The organism is Streptomyces sp. NPDC006393 (genome assembly GCF_040628575.1).
Taxonomy (GTDB): domain Bacteria; phylum Actinomycetota; class Actinomycetes; order Streptomycetales; family Streptomycetaceae; genus Streptomyces.
Map to the genome: position 1 here is coordinate 1 of NZ_JBEXZD010000111.1, position 18662 is coordinate 18662.

General features: G+C 70.6%; 18 protein-coding genes. 14 read left to right on the top strand and 4 right to left on the bottom strand.

Features of this window, described 5'->3' with window-relative positions; all coding sequences use genetic code 11:
• On the top strand, positions 1-352 hold a 352-nt coding region (locus ABZ484_RS31750; RefSeq protein WP_358869380.1), incomplete at its 5' end, for a methylmalonyl-CoA mutase family protein.
• Between the two features lie 77 nt (positions 353-429).
• Positions 430-1086 carry a leucine efflux protein LeuE gene (gene leuE / locus ABZ484_RS31755; protein WP_358869381.1) on the top strand — a complete coding sequence of 219 codons (657 nt, stop codon included), beginning with the start codon at positions 430-432 and terminating at the stop codon, positions 1084-1086.
• A gap of 76 nt (positions 1087-1162) precedes the next feature.
• Here the strand turns inward: leuE and ABZ484_RS31760 are convergent, their stop codons facing one another.
• Positions 1163-2500 carry an alpha-2,8-polysialyltransferase family protein gene (locus ABZ484_RS31760; protein WP_358869382.1) on the bottom strand — a complete coding sequence of 446 codons (1338 nt, stop codon included), beginning with the start codon at positions 2498-2500 and terminating at the stop codon, positions 1163-1165.
• Positions 2497-3492, bottom strand: coding sequence for a glycosyltransferase family 2 protein (locus ABZ484_RS31765; protein ID WP_358869383.1), 996 nt, complete (start codon positions 3490-3492; stop codon positions 2497-2499). The genes ABZ484_RS31760 and ABZ484_RS31765 overlap by 4 nt, the downstream gene beginning before the upstream one ends.
• 199 nt (positions 3493-3691) lie before the next feature.
• Between ABZ484_RS31765 and ABZ484_RS31770 the strand changes: the two genes are divergently transcribed.
• Genes ABZ484_RS31770 through ABZ484_RS31785 form a run of 4 tightly spaced genes read left to right on the top strand, consistent with a single transcriptional unit; the run spans position 3692 to position 8444 of the window.
• The gene (locus ABZ484_RS31770; protein ID WP_358869384.1) at positions 3692-5125 is read left to right on the top strand and encodes a DUF6716 putative glycosyltransferase; all 1434 of its coding nucleotides are present in this window, start codon (positions 3692-3694) and stop codon (positions 5123-5125) included.
• A 20-nt stretch (positions 5126-5145) separates the two neighbouring features.
• The gene (locus ABZ484_RS31775) at positions 5146-6363 is read left to right on the top strand and encodes an N-acylneuraminate cytidylyltransferase (RefSeq protein WP_358869385.1); all 1218 of its coding nucleotides are present in this window, start codon (positions 5146-5148) and stop codon (positions 6361-6363) included.
• Between the two features lie 12 nt (positions 6364-6375).
• Positions 6376-7314, top strand: coding sequence for an N-acetylneuraminate synthase family protein (locus tag ABZ484_RS31780; RefSeq protein ID WP_358869386.1), 939 nt, complete (start codon positions 6376-6378; stop codon positions 7312-7314).
• Between the two features lie 50 nt (positions 7315-7364).
• Positions 7365-8444 carry a hypothetical protein gene (locus ABZ484_RS31785; RefSeq protein ID WP_358869387.1) on the top strand — a complete coding sequence of 360 codons (1080 nt, stop codon included), beginning with the start codon at positions 7365-7367 and terminating at the stop codon, positions 8442-8444.
• On the opposite strand, the gene ABZ484_RS31790 is transcribed toward ABZ484_RS31785, so the two are convergent.
• Both ABZ484_RS31790 and ABZ484_RS31795 read right to left on the bottom strand, forming a co-directional pair.
• Positions 8441-8626 (bottom strand): DUF397 domain-containing protein, encoded by a 186-nt coding sequence (locus ABZ484_RS31790; RefSeq protein WP_358869388.1) that lies wholly within the window; start codon positions 8624-8626, stop codon positions 8441-8443. The genes ABZ484_RS31785 and ABZ484_RS31790 overlap by 4 nt on opposite strands.
• 8 nt (positions 8627-8634) lie before the next feature.
• Entirely contained in the window at positions 8635-9471 is an 837-nt protein-coding gene (locus ABZ484_RS31795; RefSeq protein ID WP_358869389.1) for a helix-turn-helix transcriptional regulator, read from the bottom strand.
• 204 nt (positions 9472-9675) lie between these two features.
• On the opposite strand from ABZ484_RS31795, the gene ABZ484_RS31800 reads away from it, so the two are divergent.
• The 8 genes from ABZ484_RS31800 to ABZ484_RS31835 all read left to right on the top strand — a co-directional run bounded on the left by ABZ484_RS31800 (position 9676) and on the right by ABZ484_RS31835 (position 18658).
• Complete coding sequence (locus ABZ484_RS31800; protein WP_358869390.1) at positions 9676-10098, top strand: ATP-binding protein; 423 nt, start codon at positions 9676-9678, stop codon at positions 10096-10098.
• Between the two features lie 33 nt (positions 10099-10131).
• Positions 10132-11037, top strand: coding sequence for a hypothetical protein (locus tag ABZ484_RS31805; protein WP_358869391.1), 906 nt, complete (start codon positions 10132-10134; stop codon positions 11035-11037).
• A gap of 419 nt (positions 11038-11456) precedes the next feature.
• Complete coding sequence (locus ABZ484_RS31810) at positions 11457-12764, top strand: amidohydrolase (protein WP_358869404.1); 1308 nt, start codon at positions 11457-11459, stop codon at positions 12762-12764.
• Between the two features lie 295 nt (positions 12765-13059).
• Positions 13060-14124: a BMP family ABC transporter substrate-binding protein gene (locus tag ABZ484_RS31815; RefSeq protein ID WP_358869392.1), complete on the top strand. Its 1065-nt coding sequence runs from the start codon at positions 13060-13062 to the stop codon at positions 14122-14124.
• 196 nt (positions 14125-14320) lie between these two features.
• Positions 14321-15847 carry an ABC transporter ATP-binding protein gene (locus ABZ484_RS31820; protein WP_358869405.1) on the top strand — a complete coding sequence of 509 codons (1527 nt, stop codon included), beginning with the start codon at positions 14321-14323 and terminating at the stop codon, positions 15845-15847.
• Positions 15844-16971, top strand: a complete 1128-nt coding sequence (locus tag ABZ484_RS31825; protein ID WP_358869393.1) for an ABC transporter permease — start codon at positions 15844-15846, stop codon at positions 16969-16971. The genes ABZ484_RS31820 and ABZ484_RS31825 overlap by 4 nt, the downstream gene beginning before the upstream one ends.
• Complete coding sequence (locus ABZ484_RS31830) at positions 16971-18257, top strand: ABC transporter permease (RefSeq protein ID WP_358869394.1); 1287 nt, start codon at positions 16971-16973, stop codon at positions 18255-18257. Before ABZ484_RS31825 ends, ABZ484_RS31830 begins: the two co-directional genes overlap by 1 nt.
• A complete protein-coding gene (locus ABZ484_RS31835; protein WP_358869406.1) occupies positions 18257-18658 on the top strand; it encodes a cytidine deaminase in 402 nt (133 codons plus the stop codon). The genes ABZ484_RS31830 and ABZ484_RS31835 overlap by 1 nt, the downstream gene beginning before the upstream one ends.
• Positions 18659-18662 lie beyond the last annotated feature (4 nt).

Genomic DNA, 18662 nt, shown 5'->3' on the forward strand with positions numbered 1-18662 from the left:
GAAGAACGAGATCGAGCGCAACGCCTATCGCATCGCGCAGGAGACGGACAGCGGCGAGCGGGTCGTGGTGGGCGTCAACCGCTTCCAGCTGAACGAGGAAGAGCCCTACGAGCCCCTGCGCGTGGACCCCGCCATCGAGGCCCAGCAGGCCGAGCGCCTCGCCAAGCTGCGCGCCGAGCGCGACCAGGCGGCGGTCGACACGGCGCTGTCCGCCCTGAAGAAGGCCGCCGAGGGCGAGGACAACGTGCTGTACCCCATGAAGGACGCCCTGCGCGCGCGGGCCACCGTGGGCGAGGTGTGCAACGCGCTGCGGGAGGTCTGGGGGAACTACGTGCCCTCGGACGCGTTCTGAGTGACGGGGGTCGAGCCACCGTCTCGCCCCCCGGAATCCCCACCCGGAGTGTCGTACCCCCGTGCGACACTCCTGCCATGTTCGGCGTCATCGATCTCCCCACCTACCTGGCAGGACTCGTCCTGATCGTCCTGTTGCCAGGACCAAACTCGCTCTATGTGCTGTCCGTGGCCGCCCGGCGCGGCGTCCGGGCGGGCTACACCGCCGCGGCGGGCGTCTGGTGCGGGGACACCGTGCTGATGACGCTGTCGGCCGCCGGGGTCGCCTCCCTGCTTCAGGCGAACGCCGTGCTCTTCGGGATCGTGAAGTACGCCGGCGCCGGATATCTGACGTGGCTCGCGATCGGCATGCTGCGGGCCGCGCGGGGGATGTGGCGGACCCGGCGCGAGCGGGCCGCGGCGGAGGACGCCCCGGCCGAGGCCGGTCCCGCCCATGAGCGGCCCTACCGCCGCGCCCTCGTCATCAGCCTGTTCAACCCGAAGGCGATCCTGTTCTTCATCGCCTTCTTCGTGCAGTTCGTGGACCCGGGCTACGCCTACCCGGCCCTGTCCTTCGTGATCCTCGGCGCCTTCGCCCAGCTGGCCAGCTTCCTCTACCTCAGCGCCCTGATATTCAGCGGCACCAAGCTGGCCGCCGCCTTCCGCCGCCGCAAGCGCCTGTCGGCATGGGCGACCTCGGCGGCGGGCGCGCTGTTCCTGGGCTTCGCGGTGAAGCTCTCGCTGGCGAGCGCGTAGGGCGCCGCCGCGGACCGGCCGGCGTCGGAGGCCGACCCGGGCCGAAGCCGCCGCCCCCAAGGCGCCCGGTGGGCCGTCAGCTTCCCGCCGCGCGTCTCAGCGACCGCGCCCGGCGGGCCACGCGGCGCACCGTCGCGTTGCGCCGGAGGAAGGCCAGCTGTGGCGGGACGCCGCCGGGCAGGGCCAGGGAGGTGAGGCGGCGGCGCTTGAAGTAGCGCCGGGTGCGCGGGTCCGGATGTGCGGCGAGGTACCGCTCGGCGTCCGGGCGCAGGCCCGGGTGGATCCTCGGCTGCATCGCGAAGGCGACCGTCCGGACCAGCTCGGTCAGCGCGTCGACGGCCATGCCCGGCCGCTGCGCGGTGACCGCCGCGTGGTCGTCCAGGTCGGGCAGGAGCGCGTCGACGATCGTCACCGGTATCCGGTTGCTGTTCTCGTACGGCGTCAGGCGCTCCAGGAGCGTGCCGGTGCCGGTGCGGGCGACGGGCAGCCCGTACAGGGCGGAGGCGGTGAGCAGCGCGGTGGAGAAGCAGCCGACGACCAGCGCCGGACGCGTCCGCTGGTACAGCACCTCGGCGAGCACGGGCGTGTCGAGCACGGTCAGCTCGGCGCCCAGTTTCTCCGCCTCCCGCTCCAGCGCCCGCGACCAGCGGGCCGGCGCCGAGGGGTGCGGCTTGAAGACGACGCGGGTGTGGCCCAGCGCGACCGCGCCCCGCAGCATCCGCACGTGCAGCGTCTCCTCCTCGTCGGCGGTGAGGATGCCCAGCGCGGACAGGTACTGGCCGAGCAGCAGCGCGGGTTCGGCCCCCGTCTCCGGCAACCCGTCGCCGGTGTCCGACAGTTCGGCCAGCACCTTGACGAAGGCGTCCGTCGGCACGATCTCCGCCTCGACGCCGAACTCGGTGAGCAGCACGGGCTTGAGGCCCGGCACCAGGTCCAGGTGGAGCACACGGTCGATGCGGGTGCCGACCAGCGGGTCGATCTTGTTGCGGGTGGGGCCGTAACTCATCAGGCCGTCGGCGTAGACGGTGACGGGCGCGCCGGTGAAGATCTGGCAGAAGCCGAGGGCCGGACTGACCTGGATGGACTCGACGGCCAGCTCGATGTCGTCCTCACCCAGGTTCCACAGCAGCCGCAGGTGCCGCTCCCACAGCGGGACGTCGTCCGGGCGCGGGCTCCAGCCGCCCGGGTGGAACGGCGCGATGGTCTCGTTCCACGACACCACGTCGTCGAACCTCCCCCGCAGCCGCTCGAAGCCGGGCAGCTCGTCCAGCGCCGGGGTGGTCTCGGGTGTCGCGGCGTTGTTGCAGACCAGCAGCATGCGGCGGTCGGCGGGGCCGAAGCGGTCGCAGTCGAGGGCGGCGGCGAGCGTGGCCGTGCCGTACAGCGTGGACGCCAGGAAGATCTGCGTGGTCATGCGGAGGCTCCCGTCGACGCCGGGGCCGAGGCCGGGACCGGGCGGCGGCGCAACCGGCGCAGCCGGGTGGCCCGCCGGACGTCCATGGAGTCCAGCGCCTCGTCGAGGACGTCCTGCGGCATGCGCCGCAGGGCGCCCGCGCTCAGCGACTTCAGCTTCCGTGCCACCGCCGGTTCGAACCTTTCGAGGGAGCCCAGGTGATGGGAGATGATCGCGCAGTACGTGCGCACCGCCTTGGGCAGCAGCCGGTCCGCGTCCCGGTCCTGCGCCGTGTCCTGGACGACCTGGTCGAAGGCGCGGATGAAGTCCAGTTGGCGCACGTCGCCGATCTGGGTGAGGGAGGAGGCCACCCCGCGCCGGTAGCGGACCCCGAGCAGACCCACCACGGCGAAGGACTCCGCCTCCCGGTGCAGCCGCCATATCCACGGCCGGTCCTCGGCCGTGCGCAGCCCGTCGGTGAAGTGCAGCAGCCCCTTCTCCACCAGTCGCCGGTGGTAGACGCCCGCCCAGGCGTAGGGATAGTCGACCGAGGTGGAACGGTCGGCGGGCAGGATCGCCGAGCGCGGGTCCAGCACCACGCCGCGCCGGCCGTGCGGGACCCGGTGGATCGTGCGCGTCCGGCCGGTGCACTGCACATGGTCGGAGCGTACGAAGTCGCAGCCCAGTTCCTCGATCGCGGCGAGGAGCCGCTGGTAGTGGCCGGGGGCCAGCCAGTCGTCGCCGTCCAGGAACGTCAGATACTCCCCGCGCGCCCTGTCGATTCCGGTGTTGCGCGCGGTCGCCAGCCCTCCGTTCCGCTCGTGCCGGACGTACACCGCGCCCGGCAGTTCACGCGCGGCATGCGCGAGAATGTCCGGGGTCTCGTCGCGTGAACAGTCGTCGACCAGCACGAATTCGAAGTCGTCGCGCGCGTTCGCGCGAAGACTTCGCAAGGTGTCGGGCGCGTATTTCTGCACGTTGTAGAACGGCACGATGACGGAGAGCTTGACCACGCACGTGACGTTAGGTGCCGGGCCCCGCCTGCGTCTTTACCTTCAGTTTGACCAGGGATGAACGACGCGTGGCGATGCCGTGAACCACGGCTTTTTCCGTGGGTTTCCCGGCCCGATTCGCCGTTCGGCGGTGCGCTGTTAACCGTTTGTTGCGTTCGGGTTGGGCCGGACCTAGAAATGCCTTCCTACGGTCTTCGGCGTGCCAGCAAGTGCAATGAAGGTCCGGCGAGTCGCCGTTCTCGCGGATTCCGACACCCGGTGGAAATGGGGCGCGCTCACCGCGAAGCGCCTGCTTTCCGCCGAGCCCGACGCGTCGGACATCCACCTGGACGGCTACCTCCTGCGGGGCCGAGCCACCCCCACCGCCCGCCAGTTGACGGAGGTCGGCGTCCGCGCGGACTCGCTGCGCGAGGTGACCGCCGTCGAGTTCCTGCGCGCGATGGCCGCCGAGGGCGCGGTCGGCGCAGGCGAGTCCGGCGCGGGCGAGTCCGGCGCGGACGGATCCGGGGCGGGCGAGTCCGGCGCGGACGCCGGCGGCGCGAAACCGTACGACGTGCTGGTCCTCGCGCTCGTCGGCGGCGGGGTGCAGGCGATGCTGCACGGCCTGAAGCGGGTGTGGGAGGGCCGCGAGCGGCGTCCCGTGGTCGTCACCGGGTACGTCGGCGTCGTCTACGAGAAGCTCGCCGACGGCCTGCTGCTGCGCCACGGCGCCGACCTGGTACTCGCCAACTCACGCCAGGACGCGGACCGTTTCCGCGCCGTCTACGAAGGGGTGGGCGCCGACGCCTCCGCGGTCACCGAGGTGGCCCTGCCGTTCCTGGACGGCGCCGCGTACGCAGGCGAACGCGAGCCGTACACCGTGGTGTTCGCCGCCCAGCCCTCCGTCCCGGAGCGCCGCGAGGAGCGCGCGTACCTGCTGGACCGGCTGGTCCGCCACGCCCGGCTGCACCCCGACCGCGAGGTGCTGCTCAAGCTGCGCTCCAGGCCTGGCGAGCACACCACCCACATCGAGGAACTGCCGTACCAGAAGCTGGCGCGGAAGACCGGCCTGCCGCCCAACCTCCGCCTGGTCTACGGCCACATGGGCGAGGTCCTGGACCGCACCGACCTGCTCGTCACGGTCAGCTCCACGGCCGCCCTGGAGGCACTGCACCGCCGCATCCCCACGGTGATCCTGACCGACCTGGGCGTGCGCGAGGTGCTCGGCAACCACCACTTCGTCGGCTCCGGCTGCCTCGCCTCCTGGGACCAGCTGGACGCGGGCCACCGCCCGGTGCCCGACGCGGAGTGGGTGGCCCGCCAGGGCGTCGCGACCGGCGGTCCCTCCAGCGGGGCAGGCTCGTACGCCACCGCCTTCGACACGGCCCGCGCCCGCGTCGCCGAGCTGCTGGCGGTGCCCGGCGGCCTGCCGTCCCTGACCCCCTACTACACGCCCGCCACCGCGCCCGGCTATCTGCCGGGCATCCTCGCCCGCCACCACCTCGGCCCCGACGGCACCCCGCTGCCGGGCGCCCCGGCCGGCGACAAGGATCCCGGAGCCGCCCGCCGGATCGTCCGCCGCGCCGCCCGCGGGGCCTACCGGCACGGCGTGCAGCGCGTCGCCCCGGTGATCCGGCGGATGGGCGAGCTGTGACCCTTCGAGGAGAAGAGCCCATGTCCGAGACAGCAGTCGGGGTCCGCCGCGTGCTCGCGGTGATCCCCGCGCGCGGCGGCTCCAAGGGAGTGCCCGCCAAGAACCTGGCCCCCGTCGGCGGCGTCCCGCTGGTCGCCCGCGCGGTCCGCGAGTGCCTGGCCGCCCGGCTCGTCACGGACGTGGCCGTCTCCACCGACGACCAGGCCATCGCGGCCGCCGCGCGCGAGGCGGGCGCCGAGGTGGTGCCGCGCCCGGCCGCCCTCGCCGGCGACACCGCCACCTCCGAGGCGGCCGTCCTGCACGCGATGGACGCCCACGAGGCCCTGCACGGCGCCCCCGTCGACGTCGTCCTGCTGGTGCAGTGCACCAGCCCCTTCCTGGTCCGCGAGGACATAGACGGCGTCGCCGGGGCGGTCGTGGAGCAGGGCGCGGACACCGCGGTCACCGTCGCTCCCTTCCACGCCTTCGTCTGGCGCCACTCCGAGGAGGCGGGCGAGGGGGGCTTCGGGGTCAACCACGACAAGTCCTTCCGCCCCCGCCGCCAGGACCGCCCCCAGGACTTCCTGGAGACCGGCGCCGCCTACGCGATGGACGCGGCCGGCTTCCGCGCGCACGGGCACCGCTTCTTCGGCCGTACGGAACTCGTCCGCACCGACCCGGCCCGGGTGCTGGAGATCGACGACCCGCACGACCTGGCGCGGGCGAGGGCCCTCGCGCCGCTCTTCGACGCGGACCTCCCCGGTTCGCTGCCGACCGCCGACGACATCGACGCGGTCGTACTGGACTTCGACGGCACCCAGACCGACGACCGGGTGCTGATCGACTCCGAGGGACGGGAGCTCGTCTCGGTGCACCGCGGCGACGGGCTGGGCATCGCGGCCCTGCGCAAGAGCGGCCTGAAGATGCTGATCCTGTCCACGGAGCAGAACCCGGTGGTCGCCGCCCGCGCCCGGAAGCTCAGGCTCCCGGTGCTGCACGGCATCGACCGCAAGGACCTCGCGCTGAAGCAGTGGTGCGAGGAGCAGGGCATCGCGCCGGAGCGCGTGCTCTACGTCGGCAACGACGTCAACGACCTGCCGTGCTTCGCCCTCGTCGGCTGGCCCGTGGCGGTCGCGAACGCCCACGACGTCGTACGCGGCGCCGCACGCGCGGTCACCACCGTCCCGGGCGGTGACGGCGCGATCCGAGAGATCGCCGGCTGGATCCTCGGCCCCGGTCTCGACTCCCTCCCCAAGTAAGGACATCCCCTGATGAGCACCAACTCCCGTCTGCGTGCGTTCGGTTCGCGCGAGGTCGGCCCCGGCCGTCCCGTCTACGTCTGCGGCGAGATCGGCATCAACCACAACGGTGAGCTGGAGAACGCCCTCAAGCTGATCGACGTGGCCGCCGCGGCCGGCTGCGACGCCGTGAAGTTCCAGAAGCGCACGCCGGAGATCTGCACCCCGCGTGACCAGTGGGACATCGAGCGCGACACCCCCTGGGGCCGGATGACCTACATCGACTACCGCCACCGTGTGGAGTTCGGCGAGGACGAGTACCGCCGGATCGACGAGTACTGCAAGGAGAAGGGGATCGACTGGTTCGCCTCCCCGTGGGACACCGAGGCCGTCGCCTTCCTGGAGAAGTTCGACCTGCCCGCCCACAAGGTGGCCTCCGCCTCCCTGACGGACGACGAGCTGCTGCGCGCCCTGCGCGCCACGGGCCGGACCGTCATCCTCTCCACCGGGATGTCCACCCCGAGGCAGATCCGCCACGCGGTGGAGGTGCTCGGCAGCGACAACATCCTGATGTGCCACGCCACCTCGACCTACCCCGCGAAGGCCGACGAGCTCAACCTCCGTGTGATCAACACGCTGGAGAAGGAGTACCCGAACGTCCCGATCGGCTACTCCGGCCACGAGACGGGCCTTCAGACCACGCTGGCGGCGGTCGCCCTCGGCGCGGCCTTCGTCGAGCGCCACATCACCCTGGACCGCGCCATGTGGGGCTCCGACCAGGCGGCCTCCGTGGAGCCGCAGGGCCTGGAGCGCCTGGTCCGCGACATCCGCGTGATCGAGGCGTCCCTGGGCGACGGCGTGAAGAAGGTCTACGACTCCGAACTGGCCCCGATGAAGAAGCTGCGCCGTGTCGCCGGTGTCGTCGCCGAGGCGGAGATCGCCGCTGCGGCGGGCGAGCCGGTCGCGGTCTGAGTGTCCTGATCGCCTTACTGGTTCCCTCACGACGGGACGGTCGTACGCCGATGAGCCCCCGCACCCTCGCCTTCGTCGAGAGCCCGGTCCAGTTGCTGAACGTACTGGAGTGGGCGCACCACCACGGCCTGCGCGGCCCGGCACCGGAAGGCGGCCCGGCACCGGAAGGCGGGGAGCTCACCGTCGTCGTGCTGTCCCCGACCGACCCCATGACCCGGGGCCAGCTGCGCCGCATGGCCGACCTGGCCCGGGACGAGGGGTACCGGGTGCGCTGGGAGGAGGCGCGGGGCGGCACGACCGCGCCCTTCCACACGATCGGCGGCCTGGCGGGCCCGCTCCGCCGGGCCGACCGGGTCGTCATGGGGGACCCGTTCTCCCGCTACGTCCAGCTGCTGCTGACGATCACCCGGGCCCGCCATCTGGTGGTGGTGGACGACGGCACGGCGACCATGGAGTTCGTCGCCCAGCTGGCCCGGGGCGAGCGCCTGGTCCGCTGGCACCGCAAGGGGAGCCGGCGCGGGCCGAGGGATCTGCTGTTCGCGCCGGTGTCCTCCTCCGCCCGGCGCCGCCTCACCCCGCGGGAGGGCCGCGCGGTGGAGGTCTTCTCGTCCATGCCGATGACGGAGACCCCGGACGGCGTCACGGTCACCGCGAACGACTTCGCCTGGACCCGGGCCCGCTTCGGCCCGCCACGCATCACCAAGGGCGCGGACCTGGTCGGCACGTCCCTGGTCGAGACGGGCGTGGTCGACGTCGGCCACTACCTGGAGGCGGTCCGCGCCCTGGCCAGGGCCCACGGCGCCACCCGTTACTTCGCCCACCGCCGCGAGAGCACGGAGAAGCTGCACCGGCTCGCCGGCGAAACGGGACTGGAGATCGTCCGCCCCGACCTCCCCCTGGAACTGATAGCCCGCCGAGGCCCCATCGGCCGCACGATCCTCAGCTTCCCGTCGACGGTCGTCCACACCCTGCCGCTGGCCCTGGTGGGCACGGGGGTTCGCGTCGCGGTCTGCGACATCGACCCGGCCTGGCTCACGGAGACGGCGTCCCCGAGAGCGCAGGGGTTCCTGTCGGGGGTCACGGGGACGGCACGGGAGGTGCACCGCTTGGCGGCGGTGGGGGTCGTCTAGCGGCGCTCGGTGCCTTTCAGGGCGTCGAGGAAGGGGGCGAAGGCTGCGGTGGGGAAGGTGAGGGTGGCCCTGGTGGGGGCCTTGGAGTCGCGGACGGCTGTGTGGGTGGGGGTGTTCGCGATCTCGACACACTCGTTGCCGTCGCCCTCGCCCGAGTAGGACGACTTCCGCCAGTTGTCCATGGGATGCCTCACAGCTCCTTTGCCAGCCGGTGGACGAAGTCACGGGACTGGTCCGGTTCGAGTGATACGGCTTCCATCGTACGGAAGCGCGTTCGATAAATGCTCAGTTGAGCCTCGGAATCGATGAAGACCGAGCCATGAGGTGCGTCCCGTGCCACTGTGTCCAGCTTCGGCAGGGGGCCATCCACGTACGTCATCGTGCTTGAGGCTTGGGCGAAGCCGTCCAGGTCGAAGGGGATGACGCGCAGGGCGACGTGACCCGCTTCGGAGAGTTCGAGAAGCCGGGTGAGCTGGCCCCTTGAGGTGGCACGGTCGCTGACCCTGATGCGCAGTGCCGCTTCGTGGATCACTGCCTCGTACGGGACGGTGATCTCCTGGCGCGCCTTTCGGTGCTGGATGCGCAACTCGAGCTCTTCTTCGGTGAGTTCTGGAAGTCTGGACGAGAAGACGGCACGGGCGTAGTCCTCCGTCTGGAGCAGGCCCGGGACGTACAGGATGGCCACGTGGCGCAGAAACCGGGCGTGGTGCTCCAGCTCGGACAGATCCAAGAAGGACGTGGGCAGCAGCCCCCGGTACTCCTCCCACCAGCCACGCGTCCGGTCGGTGGCCATCGCCACCAGGGCGTCGATGAACTGCTCGTCCGTACAGGCATAGTGCGACGCGAGACGGCGTAGCCGCTCCTCACTCAGGCCCGCGAGTCCGGACTCGATGTGGCTGATCTGAACGCGGCCGGTACCGAGCAGCGCTGCCGCCTCCCTGGCGGTGAGTCCTGCCGCCTCACGGAGTCTGCGCAACTCGACTCCCAGACGCATCTGACGTGCAGTTGGCTCGCGCCTCAGGGCCATCGACTGCTCCTCGGTTCAACACGCCCGCTGCTGCGACTCGTTCGGGGTCAGATTACGCGATCGGCTTGCTCGGTATGACAGGTTAGCCCTACCGTCGGTGACGCAACGCACACGCAGCGGAAGCGCACCGCGCCGTCGCGCCATGACGGCTGCGGCAAGGCCACCGCGCGCCAAATCCCACTCACCGACCGGAGTTGATGACGCATGCCCGAAAACGAGCCGATCGAGTCCTGGGACTACACCCTCTACATCCCCAACGACCCCAGAGCGGTCACGGTCTGCCGCCGCACCCTGCGCCTGATCCTGACCATGCACGGTTTGATCGGCCTGGTGGACACGGCGGAACTGCTGGCGGCGGAGCTGGTCTCCAACGCCGTACGCCATACGAAGGGGCCGGCCGCGCTCAGGGTCCGCCGCACCCCGGAGGGGGTGGTGTGGATCGGAGCGTGGGACACGGACCCGGCCCCGCCGGACCCGCCGCGACCGCTGGAGCAGGTCGGTGAGGCGGAGGAGGAGGGGAGGGGGCTCGCCCTGGTGACAGCCTACGCGGACTACTGGGGCTGGCGCCCGTCGGCCCGCTTCGGGGACCACGGAAAGTACGTGTGGTGCGAACTTGTCGCGGCGTAGCTCGTTGATCACGTCGTACGGAAAGGAGAGCTGATGGTCGGCTCGTCGCACGAGGCGCTGCACCGCATCTTCCAGAAGGAACCCGAACTGCTGACCAAGGCGTTACAGCGCGTGCTGAACGTGCCGTTCCCCAAACCCCGGGAGATCGCCGCGCTGAACGTGGACCTCACGGAGATCGAACCGGTTGAGCGCCGTGTGGACACGCTGCTGCGGGCGGAGACGGAGGAGGGGACGTATCTCCTCGTGGTCGAGTCCCAGGGAAAGGTGGACGAGCGCAAGCGGGGCAGCTGGCCCTACTACCTGTCGTACTTGTATGAGAAGTACCGTTGCGAGCCGGTGCTCATCGTCATCACCCAGAGCAGCGCCACGGCACGGTGGGCGTCGCGCCCCATCCAGCTCGGTTTCCCCGGCTGGTACTCACTGACGGTACGGCCGCTCGTGCTGGGCCCGGACAACGTGCCGGTGATCGTGGACGAGCGGCAGGCCGAAAAGGACGTACCCCTCGCGGTGTTCTCGGCCATGACGCACGGGCGCGGACCGCAGGCACCAGCCATACTGAAATCCCTGGCCACCGCCCTACAGACCATCGACCCTGAGAACGCCGCAGTCTTCGTTCAGTTCGTCGACTCGTGCCTGGCAGACCCCCAGGCGAAGCAGATGTGGAGGGATCTGATGACGGCTATCCAGTACTTCTGGCGGCACCCGCTGGCCGAACAGGTGCGCGAGGAGGGGCGAGAGGAAGGGCGTAAGGAAGGGCGAGAGGAAGCGCGTCGGAGGCTCCGCGAATTGATCCTTCGCATTCTGGAGTCGCGCGGTATCCCCGTGGCAGACGCTGTCCGTGAGCGGGTAGGTGCATGCCCGGACATGGATCAGCTGGACGCGTGGGCACAGCGAGCGCTCCGCGTGACGGATGCGGCTGAGTTGTTCGCCGAGGAGTGACCGGCCGACCGTGGGGGCGTCACCGTCCGTGACGTGCACCGTATCGCTCGGACGGTCCAGGCCGGAGGGCGCCCTCGTTCGGGCCCCGCTCTCCCTTGGGCCGCCTGGTCAGGAGGCGCAGGGAGAGCGGGCCGGCCGCCGTCCGGGGGACGTCCGCCAAGTGAACAATTCGGGCGTGCTTCCCGTGAAGCGTGGTATGCCTGGAGAAAAGAACAGCGGGGTGGGTGCCAGGGTGTGGTGATGCCATATCCCCGGGATTCCGTGATCCGCTCGGCCGGTCAAGGCGGGCGAGTGTACCCATCCCAGTCGATACCTATGCGCCGACCGCCGGTTTTTCTTCCCCTGACGGGCTGAACTTTTGTTGATCGAGGGTCAGTTGACCGGCCCGGCGGCATACCCTTCAGAGGGTGAAGCAACTGATGTCCCCAGAGTCCGAGGCCGATCTCCCCGCGGAAGCCGCCCTGCCCGGCACCCTGCCGGAGGCGCTGTTCGCCGAACTCGTCGCGTTCCGTCGCGACCTGCACATGCACCCGGAGCTCGGCAACCAGGAGTTCCGTACCACCGCCGCGATCAAGGAGCGGCTGGAGAAGGCCGGGCTCGTGCCCCGCGTGCTGCCCAGCGGCACGGGGCTCGTCTGTGACATCGGCAGGGACGCCGGAGTGGACCTGGACGGTTACGGCGAGGAGCCGGACGACCTGCTCGGTGACGCGCCGGACGACCTGGTGGGCGGCCCGACGGGCGACGGACAGGGCATCCTCGCGCTGCGCGCCGACATCGACGCGCTGCCCATTCCCGACACCAAGAGCGAGTGCCCGTACCGCTCCACCGTGCCCGACCGCGCCCACGCCTGCGGCCACGACGTGCACACCACCGTCGTGCTCGGCACCGGACTCGTCCTCGCCGACCTGCACCGCCAGGGGCTGCTGCCCCGGCCCGTGCGGCTGGTCTTCCAGCCCGCCGAGGAGGTGCTGCCCGGCGGCGCCGCCGAGGCGATCAAGGCCGGCGTGCTGGACGGGGTGGCGCGGATCGTCGCCGTGCACTGCGACCCCCGGGTGGACGCCGGGATGATCGGGCTCAGGCAGGGCGCCATCACCTCCGCCTGCGACCGGCTGGAGGTCTCGCTGGACGGTCCCGGCGGCCACAGCGCCCGGCCGCACCTGACCACCGACCTCGTCACGGCCGCCGCCCGGGTCGTCACCGACGTGCCCGCGCTGGTCGGCCGCCGTGTCGACACCCGCGCCGGGCTGGCGGTGACCTGGGGACGGATCGAGTCGGGGCACGCCCCGAACGTCATCCCGCAGCACGCCGAGCTCTCCGGGACCGTGCGCTGCCTGGACATCAACGCCTGGCGGCACGCGCCCGACATCGTGGTCGCCGCGATCGACGAGGTCGCCAATCTGCACAAGGCCAAGTCGGAGATCAACTACGTCCGCGGGGTGCCGCCGGTCGTCAACGAACCCGGAGCGACCGAACTGCTGCGCGAGGCCATGGTGGCGCGGCGCGGCGCCGACTCCGTCGAGAGCACCGAGCAGAGCCTGGGCGGCGAGGACTTCTCCTGGTACCTGGAGCACGTGCCCGGCGCCATGGCCCGGCTCGGCGTGCGCACCCCGGGCGAGCGGACCCTGCGCGACCTGCACCAGGGCGACTTCGACGCCGACGAGTCCGCGATCCGGGTGGGCGTGGAGCTGTTCACGGCCGCCGCCCTGCTCCACGCGGCGGGCCGGTGAGCGGATCGGCGGACTGCTGAGTGGCGGCCCCTGACGGGGCCGTCGCACCGCCTGGCACACGTCGGTAACAAGCCACTCGCGCACGGCCCGAAATCCGCGCCGTACAACCGCCAGACCCTGAGTTCAGATGCCGTTTGCCTCGAATCGATAACGGCTTCGCGAGAGGTCTTTTTCTGACATCTACGCGCGTTACGATGCCGAAGCCGGCGCCGTCGGGGCGTCTCGGTTCGAGCACTGGAGTGGTGCTCACATCAAGCGCCGACATGGCGCTCAGGTCAGGTGAAGGAGCCTTCCCGTGCGCCGGGTAGCCAAGCTTTCCGCTGCGTGTGCCGCCACCGCAGCCCTCGCACTGTCTGCCACTGCCTGTGGCAGCACCTCCTCCGAAAACGACAAGTCGTCCTCCTCGTCCTCCTCCTCGGGCGGCGGCAAGGGCGTCAAGATCGGTCTCGCCTTCGACGTCGGCGGCCGTGGCGACCGCTCCTTCAACGACTCCGCCGCGCGCGGTGCCGACAAGGCCAAGGGTGAGTTCGGCGGCGACATCAAGGAGCTGACCGCCAAGACCTCGGACACCGAGGCCGACCGCGAGCAGCGCCTGTCGGACCTGGCCGACGCCGGCTACAACCCGATCATCGGTGTCGGCTACGCGTACTCCGCGTCCATGGCCAAGGTCGCCGCGAAGTACCCGAAGACCAGCTTCGGCATCGTCGACTCGGTGGTGGACAAGAACAACGTCGACAGCATCACCTTCACCGAGGAGCAGGGCTCCTACCTGGCCGGTGTCGCCGCCGCGCTGAAGACCAAGAAGGACCACGTCGGCTTCATCGGCGGCGTCGACGTCCCGCTGATCAAGAAGTTCGAGGCGGGTTACGTCCAGGGTGTCCACGACACCAACCCGAAGATCAAGGTCGAGACGCAGTACCTGAGCCACGGCTCGGACACCTCCGGCTTCGCCAGCCCCGACAAGGGCAAGGAGGCCGCGCAGGGCATGCTCGACAAGGGCGCGGACGTCATCTACTCGGCGGCCGGCTCCTCCGGCAACGGCGCGATCGAGGCGGTCAGCGGCGCCAAGGGCACCTGGGCCATCGGCGTGGACTCCGACCAGTACAACATCCCGGGCCTGGCCAAGTACAAGAACTCGATCCTGACGTCGATGGTCAAGAACGTCGACGTCGGTGTCTACGACTTCATCAAGTCCGTCCACGACGGCAAGCCGCTGACGGGCGTCAACTCCTACTCGCTCGCCAAGGACGGTGTCTCGCTGGCCACCAGCGGTGGCTTCATCGACGACATCAAGGCCAAGCTGGACGCGGCGAAGCAGAAGATCGTCGACGGCAGCATCAAGGTCAAGACCACCCCGTGACCTGATGGGTCCCGTCGGACCCGGCTCGGCGAGGGGCCGCAGCGCAGCCCCTCGTCGAGCCATAACAATGTGTCAACTCTACGCGCGTAGCAAGGAGTTGCCGCGCTAGCGTCGCCGACGCCTGCCCTCCCCCCGCAGCCCCTTTCCCCGAGGAGAGTGCGCCATCAACGCGTCCAGCCCTCCCGCTGCCGTCGAACTGCGCGGCATCACCAAGCGCTTCCCCGGCGTCGTCGCCAACCGCGACATCGACATCACGGTCCGCACGGGCACCGTCCACGCCCTGTGCGGTGAGAACGGTGCCGGCAAGTCCACCCTGATGAAGATCCTCTACGGCATGCAGCAGCCGGACGAGGGCACCATCACCGTGGGCGGCGAACAGGTCACCTTCCACAACCCCGGCGACGCCATCGCCCGCGGCATCGGCATGGTGCACCAGCACTTCATGCTCGCCGACAACCTCACCGTCCTCGAGAACGTCGTCCTCGGCGCGGAGAAGCTCTACGGCATCGGCGCCAAGGCGCGCGCCAAGATCAAGGAGATATCCGACGCGTACGGCCTGAACGTGCGGCCGGACGTCCTCCTGGAGGAACTCGGCGTCGCCGACCGCCAGCGCGTGGAGATCCTCAAGGTCCTCTACCGCGGCGCCAGGACCCTCATCCTCGACGAGCCCACCGCCGTCCTCGTGCCGCAGGAGGTCGACGCCCTCTTCGACAACCTGCGCGAGCTGAAGGCCGAGGGGCTCACCGTCATCTTCATCTCCCACAAGCTGGGCGAGGTGCTGTCCGTCGCCGACGAGATCACCGTCATCCGGCGCGGCACCACGGTCGGCACGGTCGACCCGCGGACGACCACCACCAAGCAGCTCGCCGAGCTGATGGTCGGCAGCGAACTGCCCACGCCGGAGACCGAGGAGTCCACCGTCACGGACGTCCCGCTGCTGAAGCTGGCGGGCCTGCGCCTGGCGCAGACCGACCTCGACGGCGTCCAGCGGATCATCCTCGACGACATCTCCTTCACCATCCACAAGGGCGAGGTCCTCGGCATCGCCGGTGTGGAGGGCAACGGCCAGTCCGAACTGGTCGAGGCCATCATGGGCATCCGCGACCCCGACGCCGGCGCGATCACCCTCGACGGCACCGACATCTCCCACGCCCCCACCCGCCGCCGCCGCGAGGCCGGCGTCGGCTACATCCCCGAGGACCGCCACCGCCACGGCCTGCTCCTCGAGGCGCCGCTGTGGGAGAACCGCATCCTCGGCCACGTCACTGAGAAGCCCAACTCGCGCGGCGGACTGCTCGACCTCAAGGCCGCCCGCGCCGACACCGAGCGCATCGTCGAGGCCTACGACGTGCGCACCCCGGGCATCGAGGTGACCGCCGCCTCGCTGTCCGGCGGCAACCAGCAGAAGCTGATCGTCGGCCGCGAGATGAGCCACGACCCCAAGCTCCTCATCGCCGCCCACCCCACCCGGGGCGTGGACGTCGGCGCGCAGGCCGCGATCTGGGACCACATCCGCGAGGCCCGCCGCAAGGGCCTGGCCGTGCTGCTGATCTCCGCCGACCTGGACGAGCTCATCGGGCTCTCCGACACCCTGCGGGTGATGTACCGCGGCCGCCTGGTCGCCGACGCCGACCCCGCCACCATCACCCCCGAGGAGCTGGGCTCCGCCATGACGGGTGCGGCCACCGGCCACCTGGAGCACACAGAGGACGCCGACCGATGAACAAGCTGACCCAACGGATCGACAAGGAGCGGCTGCTCCTCGGGATCGCGGCGCCGCTGCTGGCCGTGGTCGCCGCGCTCGTCGTCACGACCCTGGTCATCCTCGCCACCGGCAAGAACCCCGGCGACGCCTTCAGCGACATGGTGACCTACGGCTCCGCCAGCGACAGCCAGGTCTACATCCTGAACAAGGCGACGACGTACTACCTGGCGGGCGTCGCGGTGGCCCTCGGCTTCCGCATGAACCTGTTCAACATCGGCGTCGACGGCCAGTACCGGCTCGCCGCGTTCATGGCCGCGGTCCTCGGCGGGGCGCTCACCGTCCCCGGCTGGATCGCCATTCCGCTGATCATGCTGTGCGCCATGGCGACCGGCGCCCTGTGGGCGGCCATCGCGGGCGTTCTCAAGGTGACGCGGGGTGTCAGCGAGGTCATCTCGACGATCATGCTCAACTCGATCGCCACCGCGATCATCGCTTACCTGCTCCAGCCCGGAAAGCTCGGCCAGCTCGACGAGGCGGGCACCCTCGTCTCCACCAAGCCGCTGCCGGGGGCCTCGCACTTCTTCAACTTCGACACCGGCCCGGCCGGCGTCCTGGACGGCCTCGTCATCGTCGCCGTGATCGTCGGCCTCGCGTACTGGTTCGTGCTCGGCCGCACCCGGTTCGGCTTCGACCTGCGCACCGTCGGCCAGTCCGAGAGCGCCGCCTCCGCCAGCGGTGTGTCGGTGAAGAAGATGGTCGTCACCAGCATGATCATCTCGGGTGCCGTGGCCGGTCTGATCGGCATGCCCACGCTGCTCAACGAGAGCTACCAGTACGACAACAGCTTCCCGGCGGGCATCGGCTTCACCGGTATCGCCATCGCGCTGCTCGGCCGCAACCACCCGGTCGGCATCGCACTCGGCGCCCTCCTGTGGGGCTTCCTGGAGCGCACCACCAACCACCTGGAGTTCCAGGGTTACGACAAGGAGATCCTCGGCGTGATCCAGGGCGTCATCGTCCTGTGCGTCGTGATCGCCTACGAGGTCGTCCGCCGCTACGGCCTCAAGCGCCAGCAGCAGCGGGTCGGCGCCGAGCTCGCCGCCCAGGCCGTCGCCCCGATGAAGAAGCAGGAGGTGGCGTGATGACTGCCACGATGACCGACACGCCGCCGCCCGTGGCGCCCAAGGCGGACGCCGCGGCGGGGCGCCAGGGCCGGTCGCTCGGCCAGATCCTCATGATCGTCGCGGGCGCCCTGCTGCTCGTCGCCGCGGTCCGTGTGATCACCGGCGCCGACCAGCTCGACTCCGCCGGCCAGATCAGCGCCGCGCTGGGCCTCGCCGTTCCGATCGGCCTCGCCGGCCTCGCCGGTCTGTGGTCCGAGCGGGCCGGTGTGGTCAACATCGGCCTCGAGGGCATGATGATCCTCGGCACCTTCGGCGCCGGCTGGATCGGCTGGCAGTCCAGCCCCTGGCTCGGCCTGCTGTGCGGCATCGGCTTCGGTGTCCTCGGCGGCCTGGTGCACGCCGTCGCCACCGTCACCTTCGGTGTCGACCACATCGTCTCCGGTGTCGCGATCAACCTGCTCGCGCTCGGCGCCACCCAGTACCTCGCCAAGCTCTTCTTCGTGGACGGCAAGGCGGCGGACGCCGGCGGCAACCCCAAGCAGTCCCCGCCCTCGGACTCGCTGCCGAACTTCGACGTGCCCGGCCTCTCGGACGCCCTCCAGTCGGTCGAGAAGCACCACTGGTTCCTCGTCTCCGACCTCGCCGGCATCCTCGGCGGTCTGGTCACCAACCTGTCCGTGGTGACCATCCTGGCCGCGGTGCTGTTCGTCGGGACCTGGTGGCTGCTGTGGCGCACCCCGTTCGGTCTGCGGCTGCGCTCCTGCGGTGAGAACCCGATCGCCGCGGAGTCCCTCGGCGTCAACGTCTACACCTACAAGTACGCGGCCGTGGCCATCTCCGGCGGCCTCGCCGGCCTCGGCGGCGCCTTCCTCTCGCTGGTCACCTCCCACATCTACCTCGAGGGCCAGACCGGCGGACGCGGCTACATCGGCCTCGCCGCCATGATCTTCGGCAACTGGCGGCCGGGCGGTCTGGCGATGGGCGCGGGCCTGTTCGGCTTCTCCGACGCGCTCCAGCTGCGCAACGGCGGTGTGACCGTGCACGCGCTGCTGCTCCTCCTGGTGGTTCTTCTCGCGGCTCTCGCCGGCTGGAAGCTCTACCGCAAGGCCCTGTGGCAGGGTGTGATCAGCGCCGTCATGGCCGCGCTCGTCCTGGTCTGGTACCTGGTCACCGACGAGGTGCCGGGCGACTTCGTGGGTGCCACCCCGTACGTCGTCACCCTGCTGGTGCTGTCGCTGTCCGCGCAGCGCCTGCGGATGCCCAAGGCGGACGGCATGCGGTACCGGAAGGGACAGGGCAAGTGATCTCGGACGCGACGACGGTCGACTGGGAGAGGCTGCGCGAGGAGGCGCGCGCGGCGATGTGCCGCGCCTACGCCCCCTACTCGGGCTACCCGGTCGGCGTCGCCGCGCTGGTCGACGACGGCCGGATCGTCACCGGCTGCAACGTGGAGAACGCCTCCTACGGCCTCGGCCTGTGCGCCGAGTGCGGACTCGTCTCGCAGCTCCAGAACAGCGGCGGCGGCCGGCTCACCCACTTCACCTGCGTGGACGGCCGGGGCGACATCCTCGTGCCGTGCGGGCGCTGCCGCCAGCTGCTGTACGAGTTCGGCGGGCCGGACCTGCTGCTGGAGACCCCGGCGGGGATCCTGCCGCTGTCCCAGATGCTGCCGCAGGCCTTCGGGCCGGACCATCTCAGCAAGTAACACC

Excerpts from the sequence above, each read along its gene's own strand:
- leuE (WP_358869381.1), top strand. The coding sequence starts at position 430 with ATGTTCGGCGTCATCGATCTCCCCACCTACCTGGCAGGACTCGTCCTG.
- ABZ484_RS31760 (WP_358869382.1), bottom strand. The coding sequence starts at position 2,500 with ATGACCACGCAGATCTTCCTGGCGTCCACGCTGTACGGCACGGCCACG.
- ABZ484_RS31775 (WP_358869385.1), top strand. The coding sequence starts at position 5,146 with ATGTCCGAGACAGCAGTCGGGGTCCGCCGCGTGCTCGCGGTGATCCCC.
- ABZ484_RS31780 (WP_358869386.1), top strand. The coding sequence starts at position 6,376 with ATGAGCACCAACTCCCGTCTGCGTGCGTTCGGTTCGCGCGAGGTCGGC.
- ABZ484_RS31785 (WP_358869387.1), top strand. The coding sequence starts at position 7,365 with ATGAGCCCCCGCACCCTCGCCTTCGTCGAGAGCCCGGTCCAGTTGCTG.
- ABZ484_RS31790 (WP_358869388.1), bottom strand. The coding sequence starts at position 8,626 with ATGGACAACTGGCGGAAGTCGTCCTACTCGGGCGAGGGCGACGGCAAC.
- ABZ484_RS31795 (WP_358869389.1), bottom strand. The coding sequence starts at position 9,471 with ATGGCCCTGAGGCGCGAGCCAACTGCACGTCAGATGCGTCTGGGAGTC.
- ABZ484_RS31800 (WP_358869390.1), top strand. The coding sequence starts at position 9,676 with ATGCCCGAAAACGAGCCGATCGAGTCCTGGGACTACACCCTCTACATC.
- ABZ484_RS31805 (WP_358869391.1), top strand. The coding sequence starts at position 10,132 with ATGGTCGGCTCGTCGCACGAGGCGCTGCACCGCATCTTCCAGAAGGAA.
- ABZ484_RS31810 (WP_358869404.1), top strand. The coding sequence starts at position 11,457 with ATGTCCCCAGAGTCCGAGGCCGATCTCCCCGCGGAAGCCGCCCTGCCC.
- ABZ484_RS31825 (WP_358869393.1), top strand. The coding sequence starts at position 15,844 with ATGAACAAGCTGACCCAACGGATCGACAAGGAGCGGCTGCTCCTCGGG.
- ABZ484_RS31830 (WP_358869394.1), top strand. The coding sequence starts at position 16,971 with ATGACTGCCACGATGACCGACACGCCGCCGCCCGTGGCGCCCAAGGCG.